The sequence below is a fragment of the Nostoc sp. genome (genome assembly GCF_036917535.1).
In the GTDB taxonomy this organism is placed as follows: domain Bacteria; phylum Cyanobacteriota; class Cyanobacteriia; order Cyanobacteriales; family Nostocaceae; genus Nostoc.
The window spans coordinates 42,165-54,801 of the sequence record NZ_JBALDA010000041.1; the positions used below are offsets into that span (position 1 = coordinate 42,165).

General features: G+C 42.8%; 7 protein-coding genes and 2 pseudogenes. 3 read left to right on the top strand and 6 right to left on the bottom strand.

What is annotated here, in order from left to right; translation table 11 throughout:
- Positions 1 to 152 precede the first annotated feature (152 nt).
- Both V7K56_RS13990 and V7K56_RS13995 read right to left on the bottom strand, forming a co-directional pair.
- A complete protein-coding gene (locus V7K56_RS13990) occupies positions 153 to 2,789 on the bottom strand; it encodes a TonB-dependent siderophore receptor (protein ID WP_334911376.1) in 2,637 nt (878 codons plus the stop codon).
- A 135-nt stretch (positions 2,790 to 2,924) separates the two neighbouring features.
- A pseudogene (locus V7K56_RS13995) lies at positions 2,925 to 3,131 on the bottom strand (helix-turn-helix domain-containing protein); the annotation flags it as partial.
- A gap of 80 nt (positions 3,132 to 3,211) precedes the next feature.
- Here V7K56_RS13995 and V7K56_RS14000 point away from each other — a divergent pair.
- Positions 3,212 to 3,469, top strand: a complete 258-nt coding sequence (locus tag V7K56_RS14000; RefSeq protein ID WP_334911378.1) for a hypothetical protein — start codon at positions 3,212 to 3,214, stop codon at positions 3,467 to 3,469.
- Positions 3,466 to 3,552, top strand: coding sequence for a hypothetical protein (locus V7K56_RS37085; RefSeq protein WP_442940039.1), 87 nt, complete (start codon positions 3,466 to 3,468; stop codon positions 3,550 to 3,552). The genes V7K56_RS14000 and V7K56_RS37085 overlap by 4 nt, the downstream gene beginning before the upstream one ends.
- A 182-nt stretch (positions 3,553 to 3,734) precedes the next feature.
- On the opposite strand, the gene V7K56_RS14005 is transcribed toward V7K56_RS37085, so the two are convergent.
- On the bottom strand, positions 3,735 to 4,886 hold the full coding sequence (locus tag V7K56_RS14005) for a PepSY-associated TM helix domain-containing protein (RefSeq protein WP_334911380.1): 1,152 nt from the start codon (positions 4,884 to 4,886) through the stop codon (positions 3,735 to 3,737).
- Between the two features lie 348 nt (positions 4,887 to 5,234).
- Here V7K56_RS14005 and V7K56_RS14010 point away from each other — a divergent pair.
- Positions 5,235 to 5,372 (top strand): annotated as a pseudogene (locus V7K56_RS14010) (IS630 family transposase); the annotation flags it as partial.
- A 66-nt stretch (positions 5,373 to 5,438) separates the two neighbouring features.
- Here V7K56_RS14010 and V7K56_RS14015 read toward each other — a convergent pair.
- From V7K56_RS14015 to V7K56_RS14025, 3 genes are all read right to left on the bottom strand, one after another.
- Entirely contained in the window at positions 5,439 to 8,147 is a 2,709-nt protein-coding gene (locus V7K56_RS14015; protein WP_334911382.1) for a TonB-dependent receptor, read from the bottom strand.
- A gap of 379 nt (positions 8,148 to 8,526) precedes the next feature.
- On the bottom strand, positions 8,527 to 11,205 hold the full coding sequence (locus V7K56_RS14020) for a TonB-dependent receptor (RefSeq protein WP_334911384.1): 2,679 nt from the start codon (positions 11,203 to 11,205) through the stop codon (positions 8,527 to 8,529).
- A 117-nt stretch (positions 11,206 to 11,322) separates the two neighbouring features.
- A complete protein-coding gene (locus V7K56_RS14025; RefSeq protein WP_334911386.1) occupies positions 11,323 to 12,306 on the bottom strand; it encodes an AraC family transcriptional regulator in 984 nt (327 codons plus the stop codon).
- Between the last annotated feature and the right edge of the window lie 331 nt (positions 12,307 to 12,637).

Sequence of the window (12,637 nt, forward strand, 5' to 3'; positions counted from 1 at the left end):
ATTTCAATAACAATACCAAAAAGTGAGGAGCAATAGGCAATTTTTTTGCTGATTAGACGGAATTTTTCATCTTATTTAAACTGCCGTCGGTAGCAACCAAACTTTTTGCAGAATACTCTTGCCAGAGGCTAAGTCAGCCGTGTAGGCTGACGTTAGAACTCCCAAGAAATTGTTCCTTGAACTGTAAACGGTGCAGCAGGATTGGCTGCCCTCAAAAATGTGCCCTCGAAATATGTGACATCAAATAAATTCTTAAAGTTAATAGATGCTCTCAAGCGATCCTTTTTGTAGAAAAGTGCCGCATCAGTCCGTACAAAACCAGGTATGGTGTAAGAGTTATCTATATCTCCATAAGCTTCGCTGTTAGCAAAAATGCCTCCACCAAAACCAAAACCTTCTAATGCTCCTGTTTGAAAAGTATAAGTTGTCCACAACGAACCAGTATGTCGTGGTGTATTAGCTAGAGTATTTCCGACTGGATATGTATTGTCTTGAGTGATTTCTGGATCGGAATAAGCGTATGAACCAATAACTTTCCAACCAGGTAAGATTTCTCCAGCAATATCAAACTCAATCCCACGAGCACGTTGTTCGCCGACTTGAATTGAAAAGATTCCGGTAGGATCGCTGGGATCGGCAGTTGTGACATTGGTCTTGGTAACTGTATAGAAAGCTAAAGTAGAAGAGAGACGATTATTTAAAAAGTCTCCTTTGATGCCGACTTCGTATCCAGTTCCCCTTTCAGGCACAAAAGCATCACCGTTCTTATCGGTACCATTAACAGGATTAAACGAGCGACTATAGTTGGCAAACAGTGAAATTTCTTTCGTCGGTTGGTAAACGACCCCGACACGGGGCGAAAACGCATCGCTATCTGTGACTGTGGTTGAGGCATTGAGGAAATCTTGTGTTTCACTATGATAAGTATCAAACCTGCCACCCACAAGGAGTTTGAGATTATCAAAAACAGCAATCTGATCTTGAAGATAAATTCCGAAAGTGTTGGTGTTGTTTGTTGTATTTTGAAGCGTTTGATATGGACCATCATAAGAAAAGTTGTAAACAGGATTAAAAATATTAATCAACTGATCGGGTCCTGTCACGCCCTGATCGCGCTGATACAATCTACCAACTTCCACACCGAACAAAAGTGTATGCTTGACTGAGCCAGTATTGAATTTACCAGTTAAGTCATTCTGAAGAAAATAAGTTTCATAATACTGATTAAAGGGACCACTATTGTAAAGATCAATAGTTCCATTGTTACTGGTTGCAAAAATTGGCTGAATGACAAAACGATTATTTGTTTCTGATGCGGTCGTTACCCGAAAAGCACTACGTAGCGATAAATTCTGATTAAAGTCATGATTCAAAGTCAGGTAGGTTTTTGATTCATCTACAACGACTTGATTTCTCGGATCGCTGAGATAGCGGCTAATAGGAATATCTGCAATCTTATTGTCAATTACCGGTAGCCCACGATCTAGAGGATTTTCCGTGTGGAGATATTCACCTTCCAAAGTCAGGTTTGTCTTGTCACCAATTTTCCAGCTCAGTACAGGAGCGATAAAAAATCTTTCTTTGTTAACAAAGTCGCGGAAACTTCCAGAATTTTCGTAGGCAACGTTGAGACGATAACCCAACTTTCCGTCCTCCGTTAATGGACCGGAAAAATCTAGTGTGGGGCGATAAAAACTATAGCTGCCTGCGGTAAAACTTAAATTGTAATATGGATCGGCTAATGGCTTTTTGGTCACTAAGTTGATGATACCCGAAGGTTCTAAGCGTCCAAACAACACCGAGGCTGGTCCTTTAAGAACTTCTATTCGCTCGATATTGGCGCTGTCTCGAAAGGCGCGATCGGAGTAGTAATCGTCAAGGAAACCATTTTTGTAAACGTTGGCAAAAAATCCCCGAATTGTGTAATCTTCTCCGCGATCGCCACTAGTGCCTGCGAGTGACACACCACTGACATTACGGACTGCTTCGGTCAAACGAACCGCACCTTGATCTTGAATCACTTCGCGGGGGATAACTTGAATCGACTGGGGAATGTCGCGTAAAGGTGTATCAGTTTTGGTTGCAGTTGATGCATCAGATGCATTGTATCCATCTTGCTCCCCTGTCACCACTAACTCAATCGGCTGATCACCAGCTGATGGTTGAGTTGGCTGTGTCTGATTTTCGGGCAGCTGTGTTTGGGGCTGTTGCGTTGGCTGTTGTGGAGAAGTTGCTGTTGCTGTAGTTGCTACTGCAAAAACCAGACCTGCATCATCATCATATAACTCAACTGTTGGCAAAGCTGCAACACCCACCACCGTCACTCGCACAGTATTTGCGTCAATATTCTGTGCTGTTATTTCAGTAATTCCCGCAGGTGGTTTAGAGGAACGAAATGTAAAAGCTTCACCCGATGGTAAACGCAATTGCCCGCCAGATACATCCACAATAAAATTGCTACCCGCACTGCGATTTGTGACTTGCAGTTGAGTCCCAACAGGTGTCTCTAAAATCACCTCTACCCCTTTGGCAGTTAGATTAGCTTTCACGGACGTTATTGGTATAACTTTTCCTCCAAGGTTCTCTTGGTTGCTTGGTGTTGACGACTGCACTAAATATTGAGCACTGGTATTCGGAAGCTCTATCTCACTTAATTCTCGAATCTTGCTCTGGGTTTGCTCCGTTGATCTTACTTTGTTAAGGGGAGATTTCTCCTGTGCCCAAACTGTTGGAGCAATCATGACCCAGACGATACTTGCAATCAATGTCAATTTGAATGAATCACCCATGACTCTCCACACCAACTTAATAAAACTGATACTCAAGAAATTCTTTCAAGAACAGTACCAGGAAGTAGGGAGCAATGGGCGATTGTTTTGCTGACTAGACGGAATTTTTTTGCTGACTAGACGGAATTTTTCATCTTACTTAAACTGCCGTCGGTAGCAACCAGGGTAGCAACCAAACTTTTTGCGGAATGCTCTTGCCAGATATCCCGGATCTGCAAACCCGATCGCTTCAGCAACCTCTGCAACTTTCATTTCGCCCGTTGTCAATAGCTGCCGCGCTTGCTCTAGTCGATAGTCATGCAAATAGCTAAATGCAGTTTTGCCAAACACTTGCTGAAAGCCTCGCTTGAGCGTGCAGTCATTAGACCTCTTGCAAAAGTCCTAAATGTGTGGGAAAAGTAGGTTAGAGTTGGGTAGCATCTATGACCTACGAACAGGTAAAGAGCCTGAAGTCAGAAGACTTTAAACGCTTGTGTGGTGTACGTCCAGATACTTTTAACGAGATGGTAGAGGTAGTGCGATGTCTACGACGGGCTGCGCCTACGCAAGAACGAACAAAACAGAAAACAGGACGGCCGGGTAAATTAAGCTTACAAGACCAATTGTTGATGACATTGGAATACTGGAGCGGAGCCGGAGACGCTCCGCCTCCGGAGAGTACCGTACCTACTTTCATATAGGTCAATCTTGGGGAGTAAATGAGTCTACAGCTTACCGAATTATCCGAAAAATAGAAGACAGCTACTTTGAGTCAGTCTGGTGAAGTTGGCAAATATTATACTGGATTGTTAGCAGCAAATGAGAAAGATTTGCATTTTTATCCAATCACCTGACTGAGGTGGGAAGCGCAAGCGGGTTGCCAATGAAGTGGTTCTTTAGTAGAAGCTACGCTTAACAATTTTAGGGGGCAGACTTGCCCCTTTTTTTGTCAGTATCAATTATTAGTTAATTGCGACCTGACTGTGATATTTCTATTGTGCGGCTAACTACAGGTTTTGCTCGATAGCGATATTGCCACATGACAAAGCCAGTAACAGATAAGATTAACGGTGCAAGTCCGACAAAGATGTAGAAAATACGAGTAGGTAATCCCCAGAATGTACCGTAGTGTAGGGGAGTAAAAGAATTGAGAATGCGATCGCCTAACGACACCTGCAAAGAACTATCCACTCGCAATACCTTACCACTATATTGGTCAAGATAAACACTGCTTTGACCATAATCCTCAGTTTCTTGAGGAAGTTTAAAAGCAACATTTAAAGCTTCTTCTGGTTTAGTTGGAAAATAAATTCTCCTAAGTTCTCCATCCGGTAAGGCAGCTTGAGCGGTTTTTAATTGTTCTTTAAGTCCTAGTGGAGACTTACCAGCAATGGGAACAGATACTGGGTCAGTTTGCTGTTTGCTGAAGGTGACTGCATAGATCATTGGGTTGACGAATTCACTGAAGTTCCAGCAAAATCCTGTGAAAAATGCGAAGATTAGAAATACTGCCGTAATTACGCCAGCAACTTTGTGAATATCAAAGTTTACTCGTTTGGGATGAGCATTCCACTTGATTTTGAATCCAGATATCAATCTGCGCCAACCGGGCCAGAGGATAATACCTGTAATGCTCATAAAAGACATCAAAAAACCAATCGTGCCCACAAACTTATAGCCCCAGTCACCGCCTAAAAGAGCATAGTGGAGTGGGTAGACGACTTCATAAAACTTTTGCACAAAGCTTGGCTTTAAGTTATTGCCGATAATCTTTCCTGTGTAGGGGTTAACGTAGTTTTCTGTCCATTCGTTTTGTTTGGTTTTCAGGATTACATTCATCAGCTCATTTGGCTTTGAAGGCAGGTAAATCCTCTGCACTGGTGCATCTGGTTGATCGGCATAGGTTTTTTTCACAGTGTTGAGAATAACTTCAACAGGTAGCATTTCCCCTTGAGGTGTAATTGTGCCAATACGGCGCTGCTGATCAAAGTTGTCAATTTCGGAGTGGAAAACTAATAAACTACCAGTCAAACCGACAATAATTGCAATCAGTCCTACCGCTAAACCGATGTAGCGGTGTAGAGTGAACACTAGATGATGAAAGGATTTTACTTGCATGATAGATGCTGTGCAATTAGAGAAATAAGTTTTATATCTTAGAAAAATTTCTCAATAAATCATAATTTAGCATAGTAAATAATTCCTAATTCGTTAGTTTAAGAATCTGTAAAGAATTGCTCTGATAGCAGATGCTCAATCTCACCCAGTTGTGGGATTTTAGTAATTGGTGCTGGTTACATAGATGCATTCGCGAAGCGTCTTGTAGAGAAACAGCTTGTCGTCAGACCTCGCACCACATTGTTTTGCATCACCCAAGACAATGCCAATCTTCTTGCAAATTGCACTCAGCTGATATCATGTCCGGGTAATAGCTTGCGATAAAAGAAGTGAGTGCAAAGATGACTAATGTCGAAACGAATTAGTGTAGCCACACATCTGAGTTCAGAAGAGCTAGAAAAACTTTATCGTCAAGCTAAAGATGGCATAGAAAGCCGTCAGTATCAGATTATCTGGTTATTAGCACAAGGAAAAAACTCGCCACAGAAGTAGAACAAATTCAACGTTTACAGACAAAATTGTTGAAATTAAAAATTCATAGAAGATGAACAATCAAAATTCAATTGAAAATGTCCCTACAACAGTAAAAGGAGCACCAGGAGTGATTTGTTCTCTGCTGTAGCTATTCTCAATGTAATCCACATTGAAAATATTTTTGAAATTAATTCCTGTCCGCCAGTTATTTTTCTTGTAAAAGATGCTGGCATCGGTACGCAGATAGCTGCTTAATTCATACGTGTTCTCCAAGTCGCCTTCCCTTTCACCAACGTAAAATAACCCCAAGCCAAAGCCTAACCCCTGCAAATCACCCCGCTGGATTTGGTAGGTTGTCCACAGACTTGCCCCATTAAAGGGCACATCTTCAAATCGATTTCCTTGTAGGAGACTATTGTCTTTTGAGACTTTAGCATCGGTGTAGGCGTAGTTAGTAATAATATTCCAGCCCGGAAGAATTTCTCCAGCAGCATCTAATTCAATACCCTGACTTGTTTGTTCTCCAACCGGAATGCTGTAATCTGTATTATTTGGATCGGTTGTGGCAACATTACTCTTGGTCAAGTGATAGGCAGCTAAGTTAGCTGAAAGTCTGCCTTTGAGAAATTCTCCTCTAATCCCCACCTCGTACTGAGTGCCGCGCTCCGGTTCTAAGATTGAACCATCAACTGTTGTGGCAGAATTTGGAGCAAACGACTGGCTATAACTGGCATAGAGTGACAGTGGCAGTATGGGTTGGTAGACAATACCAACTCTTGGTGTAAAAGCATTGTCCTGCTGCTGAGTATTAGTGTTAGCCCCTGCACTGCTTGTAAAGGCGTTTTCTTGATCTACAAAGTCGAAGCGCCCACCCACTAACAGTTTCAAATTATCAGCTAGGGCGATCTGATCTTGGAGATAAATACCTAGAAAGTCTAACCTCTGATCGAACGTAACGTTAAATGGAAGATCCTCTCGTCTAGGTCTTGGGGTGACACGGTAAACTGGGTTAAAAATATTAATGCCAGGGGCACCATTAAATGCAAAGTAGTTATGTAGGTCGTTAATATCGCGATTGAGATCGACACCGAATAAGAGGGTATGTTTGACTGAGCCTGTGGCAAACTTACCAATCAAGTTGGTTTGGAGACCATAGCTTTGATTAGTTCCTTTATTATCGCTCCAAGTCCTGCTCAAGTTGCCAGTTGTTTCATCAAGGGTTTCATACCTTGCTCCAATAAACCTCTGATCGCTCGAAGAAAAGCGGAAAGCATTGCGAAGTGTCCAATTTTCGCTAAAGCGATGTTCTAGTCGATAACTGGCGCTCAACTCATTCCTAAAAGAGATATTGTCTGGCTCATCCACAACGCGACTATACGGAATGTCTGCAATCTTTCTGCCAATTGGTGGGATTCCTGTGATGTCGAACGGTCTCGTATCATCCAAATACGAAAATTCAAAGGTCAGCTCGGTGCGATCACTAATCTTCCAGCTTAATACAGGCGAGACAAAAAACCGATCAACGCCTTGGTCAAAGTCGCGAAAGTTCCCACCACTTTCATAAACGGCATTCAATCGATAGAGCAAAGTTCGATCACTGTTCAACGGACCAGAAAAATCAATGCTCGGTCGAACAAGACCAAAGCTTCCTGCTTGCAGTTCTGCTGAATAAAAAGGTTCTGATAAGGGTTGCTTCGTCACCAGGTTAATGATTCCACCTGGTTCGATGGTGCCAAACAGTACCGAGGCAGGTCCTTTTAGTACCTCGATTCTCTCTAGATTGGCAGTTTCTCTGATTGTTGTCCGATTTGAAGAGTCTCTGAAGCCATCTCGGAAAAGAAAGCTCCCAAAACCTCGAACGCTAAAAACGTCCCGTGTGCCTCCAAACGAACTTCCTGATTGAACCCCAGATACATTTCGCAGAGCATCCGTGAGGCGGAAAGCTTGCTGATCTTTGATTATTTGTTGCGGTAGTACCTGAATCGACTGGGGAATGTCGCGCAGGGGAGTATCGGTTCTGGTAGCTGTTGTCGCATTAGATGCGCTATATCCATCTTGCTCACCTGTCACTACTAACTCAATCGGTTCGTCACCACTAGTTGACGGTTGACTTGGCTGTGTCTGGTTTTGGGGCTGTTGTGCTTGAGGTACTTGGGGTGGCTGTTGTGGAGAAGTCGCCGTTGCTGTAGTTGCTACGGCAAAAACTAGACCTGCATTATCATCATATAACTCAACCGTGGGCAAAGCCTTTTCACCCACCACCGTCACTCGCACAGTATTTGCGTTAATATTCGTAGCCGTTATTTGTGTAATTCCCGCAAGTGGTTTATCTGAACGAAATGTAAAAGTATTGCCCGAAGCTAACCGTAACTGCCCACCAGATACATCAACAATAAAATTGTTGCCCGTACTGCGATTGGTAACTTGCAGTTGAGTTCCAAGTGGTGTCTCTAAAATTACCTCCACACCTTTATTAGTGGGATTGGCTTTCACCCCCGTAATTGGTACAACTTCACCCCCCTGTTTCTCTCCTTGGTAAGGGGGGTTGGGTGGGGTTGACGATTGAGAAAGCAATCCACTGGCATTGGTGGCTGGGCGTTCAATCTCGCTGACTCGCCTAATTTTTCTATTAGAAGAATCAGCAGTCGCTTTAAAACTTTCCCCACTATTGATTGCTGTTGGCTGATTCTGCTTAACCTGTGCTTGTACAGATTGTGCCATCAACAACGGCAGAAAAATCATTACTAACCACAGCCAATTATTAGATGGCGATCGCTCAATTCTCATTATTCCTCACACTCCACCAAACCAACTTTAATTAAATGAGAAAAATTATTAATTAGAATGGGGGTATTGTATAGAGATTCTCGCTTTCGTGTCAACCTAAAAAGGGCATCATCTTCCTAAAAGGACTTTTTACCCAACAAACATTCGCTGGATGTAATTCCAAATTGGCGTTTAAAGGCAGTCGCAAAGTGTGCTGAATTTGAGTAACCATTAGAAACTCTGGGCGAAGCATTGTTAAATTTCATGAGTGCGGCTGATTTACTCTCTTAGCTAGAAGCACTTGGGAGTTAGTGATGAGTGCCAGCAAGGCATAGATTCCCAACTTTTTAAAAAAGTCGGGAATTTAAACACCGAGGTAAAAAGCAATAAAGGAAGTAAGTCAAAACTCCCATGAAATTGTCCCCTGCACCGTAAACGGATCGGCATAAAAAAGATTTGTCCTGTTAAGGGCAGATTCAATATAATCAACGTCAAACAAATTCTTAAAATTAATTCCTGCCCGGAACCTGTCTTGTTTATAAAAGATAGCCGCCTCGGTCAGGAAATAACTAGGCAAAGTGAAGGTATTGTTTAAGTCTCCTTGGCGTTCTCCGACGTAGAATAACCCCAAGCCAAAGCCCAAACCTTTGAAGCTACCAGATTGAATGTTGTAGGAGGTCCATAAGTTAAAGCTGTGTTTGGGAATATTATTTAGCAAGTTGCCAACCGCATAGGTATTGTCTTTGGTAATTTCTGCATCAGTGTAAGCATAACCTGCAATGATGTTCCATCCTGGTAAAATTTCCCCGGCAATGCTAAATTCAACCCCTTTGCTGCGTTGCTCACCTGTTTGGATAGAGAAGTCAGTATTGATTGGATCAGTGGTCAAGACATTGGAGCGTGTCAAATCGTAAAAGGCAAGTGTCGCAGAAAGTGTACTGCTAATATCTCCTTTGATACCTACTTCATAAGAAGTGCCGCGTTCGGGTTGAAATATACTGTTATCAAAGGCTCTTCCAGTGTTTGGGCTAAAAGAACGACTATAGTTAGCATACAATGAAATTGCTTTTATCGGCTGATAAACAATTCCCACACGCGGACTAAATGCATCATCAGATTGCGTTTGTTCTGTCTTAGCAAGATAATCCTCTGAGGTCTGGTTGAAGGTATCAAACCGCCCACCCAATAGCAGTTTCAGATTGTCAGCCAGTGTTACTTGATCTTGAACATAAATACCAAGTGTGTCTGTTGTGTCGAGACCTTCAAAAAAACTAGGATCGCCAAATGGCTGACTACCGTATACAGGGTTGAACAGGTCAAGGGAAGCAATTTCGCGATCGTAGCCGGTGTAATATTGGGTTTGCCTGTTAAGATTAAATCCTGTGACCAGTTGATGCCCAATGCTACCTGTAGTAAACTTACCAATTACATATGTGTCAAGATTATAGAATCTGTAATCATCGACACCATTTTCGTAACCTCTACTTATAGTTCGCTTCTCATCATCTAACTGGCCGTTAATAATCCAATTCGTAAACCGTTGAGATGAGGAATATCCAAAAGCGCTACGTAGCTGCCAGTTGTCACTAAAGCGATGTTCGAGATCGTAGCCAACGCGAAGCGCACTTTGATCCATTGTACTAAACGGCTCTGCTGTGTTGCGATCGCGCGGTATTTGACCATTCGGATTGGGTAGGATAGTCCCCTCGGCAGGAAGCCCCAGCTGACCATTCTTTTTGGGTCGAACCTGATATTCGCCAGAAAAAGTAATCTTAGTGCGATCGCTGATTTGCCAGGAAACCACAGGAGCAACAAAGTATTTTTGTTCATCATAGAAGTCCAGGAAACTTTCTGTCGTCTGAGTTGCAAGGTTAAGACGATACAATAACGTTTTGCTGTCATTGAGTGGACTAGAAAAGTCAAAAGCTCCGCGATAGAAGTTGAAGCTGCCAGCAGAAGCTTCCACTGCGTAGTAAGGCTTGCTCAGTGGTTGTTTGGTGACATAATTGATGACTCCGCCCAATGAACCCTGACCGTAGAGAACTGAAGCTGGTCCTTTGAGCACTTCAATTCGTTCAAGACCAGCCGCATCAAAACTCGCAAGTTGATAAGTAAGGTCTCTCAAGCCGTTTCTCTGGATATCACTTTGTGAACGAAAGCCTCGGATTGAAACAGCTTCAAAATTTCCACGAGTTGATGATTGACCTCCTTGGACTACACCGGGCGCATTTCTAACCGCTTCAGCCAAGTTTCTCGCCTGCTGGTCTTCCAGTACTTGCCGGGGTACTACGTGAATTGATTGAGGGATGTCGCGTAGAGGTGTGTCGGTTTTGGTGGCAGTTGAAGCATCTGTTGCACGATAGTTATCTTGCTCACCCGTCACAACTAACTCAATTGGCTCATCGCCTTGTGTCGATGGTATCTGTTGCGGTGTCTGGTTTGGTGGCTGTTCTTCAGTTTGTGGTGTTTGAGATGGCTGCATTGCAGTTGCCTGCGATGCTACTGCAAAAACCAGCCCTGCATTATCATCAAATAACTCAACCGTAGGCAAAACCTTTTCACCCACCACTGTCACTCGCACAGTATTGGCATTAATATTTGTGACTGTAATTTCTGTAATTCCCGCAACTGGTTTTTCCGAACGAAATGTAAAAGCATTGCCATCTGCTAACCGTAACTGCCCGCCAGATACATCAACAATAAAATTGTTGCCCGTACTGCGATTTGTAACTTGCAGTTGAGTTCCAAGCGGTGTCTCTAAAATCACCTCCACACCTTGGGAAGTGGGATTAGCTTTCACTCCTGTAATTGGTATAATTGCTGATGCTGGCGTTGTTTGTGGGGTTGACGATTGCAAAAGTAATCCACTAGCATTGGTGGCTGGGTGTTCAATCTCGCTGACTCGCTTAATTCTTTTATTAGTAGAAGAATCAGCAGTCGCTTTGAAACTTTCCCCACTGTTGATTGCTGTTGGCTGATTGTGCTTGACTTGTGCTTTTGCTAGTTGTGGCATCAACATCGGCAACAAACTCATCACAAACCCAAGACAAATACTAGACAACAACTGCCGAATTCTCATTATTCCTCACACTCCACCGAACCAACCTGATTTAATGACAAGGTTCTTAATAAGTCTGGGGTGTATTGTATGGAGATTTGAGCAATCGTGTCTACCCAAATAAGGGTATTATCTTCGCTAAAAGGACTTTTTCCCCAACAAACATTCGCTGGGTGTGATCCCAAATTTGCGTTTAAACGCAGTCGCAAAATGTGCCGGATTTGAGTAACCTAGTAAATTGGCGACTTGTGCGACAGTACGCTCGCCTGAACGTAACCATTGCTGTGCTTTCTCCATGCGTTTGTTGAACAGGCAGCCAAATACCGTTGTGCCAAATAATTCTTGAAATCCGCGTTTGAGAGTGCGATCACTTACTCCTACAAGTTGCGCCAATTCTAGTATCGATGGCGGATTATCTAAACGTGAGAGCAAAATTTCCCTAGCGTGATAAATGCAAGCGATCGTTGTATTCCTTAATCTTGGCGATATTTGAACTCTAGCTTGTTCAGCTAAAAAAGGAGCAAGTTGCAGTGCCATCAACTCTATCACCTTCCCCTGTAAATATAGACGCTCCGTCATTCCTTGATAGGGACAGTTGACTATTTGCTGTACGACTGTCTGGATTGAGGTTGTGGTTTTTGGGTAGAGCAATGTCTGCCACTCGTTACCTTTTGCCAAAAAACGTAGTTGCGTTAGAATTTCTCCATCGACTGTGGGGAAAAAGGTTGCCAACAACTCAGGAGGCATACTAAAGCCAATACCCACGTGCGCTTGAGAATCTAAAAAAGTCATATTTCGTTGAATGCCGCCACCAGAAATGAGCGTGTATCCTTCTCCTAATTGCCCTCCGTATTCATCTATAATTGTTCCACAAAGGCGAACAGCAAATTCCAAAGGGTGAACGCATTCACAGCCCGGTTCTAGTATCTCATCGTAATATTCAAAGTTATCAATCCTCAGCCACACTTGGGGATGTACTTCTATGCTTCGCACATATCCTTTGCCCAGTTGCTTGGGTATTTGACAATAGGATTCAAATGGAAAGAGTGAGTGCTGCTGACCATCTTGTTCAGCTTCTGCCCAAAATTCTGTTTCTTGTTCCGGCGTGAGGATAATTGCCATATTTAACAGCTAGAAATTAATGCTAATAATTAGCATTAAACTTACCACGATTTCTCCCTAACTATTGACAACAGTACAACTGAGTAGATGATATTGGCGTTCTTATCCATGACTCAGGACAAGCTTTGTAATTGTAGATGAGCGGGCATAGATCCGCGACTTTTTTAAAAAGTTGCGGATCTGAACATCAAAGTGAAAACTGTTTTAATCAACTTGTTGAGCCGATAAGCAATAAAAGAGTTGTCGGGAAATAAAAGATAAGTGAGGCAATGCTGGTCTTGTAATTGGGATTTTCTTAAGCAGCCATCAAGTAGAAGTTCCATAATCCTGC

What these genes read in the sequence shown, in the direction of transcription:
- V7K56_RS14005 (WP_334911380.1), bottom strand. Translation starts at nt 4,886, where the DNA reads ATGCAAGTAAAATCCTTTCATCATCTAGTGTTCACTCTACACCGCTAC.
- V7K56_RS13990 (WP_334911376.1), bottom strand. Translation starts at nt 2,789, where the DNA reads ATGGGTGATTCATTCAAATTGACATTGATTGCAAGTATCGTCTGGGTC.
- V7K56_RS14020 (WP_334911384.1), bottom strand. Translation starts at nt 11,205, where the DNA reads ATGAGAATTCGGCAGTTGTTGTCTAGTATTTGTCTTGGGTTTGTGATG.
- V7K56_RS14000 (WP_334911378.1), top strand. Translation starts at nt 3,212, where the DNA reads ATGACCTACGAACAGGTAAAGAGCCTGAAGTCAGAAGACTTTAAACGC.
- V7K56_RS14015 (WP_334911382.1), bottom strand. Translation starts at nt 8,147, where the DNA reads ATGAGAATTGAGCGATCGCCATCTAATAATTGGCTGTGGTTAGTAATG.
- V7K56_RS14025 (WP_334911386.1), bottom strand. Translation starts at nt 12,306, where the DNA reads ATGGCAATTATCCTCACGCCGGAACAAGAAACAGAATTTTGGGCAGAA.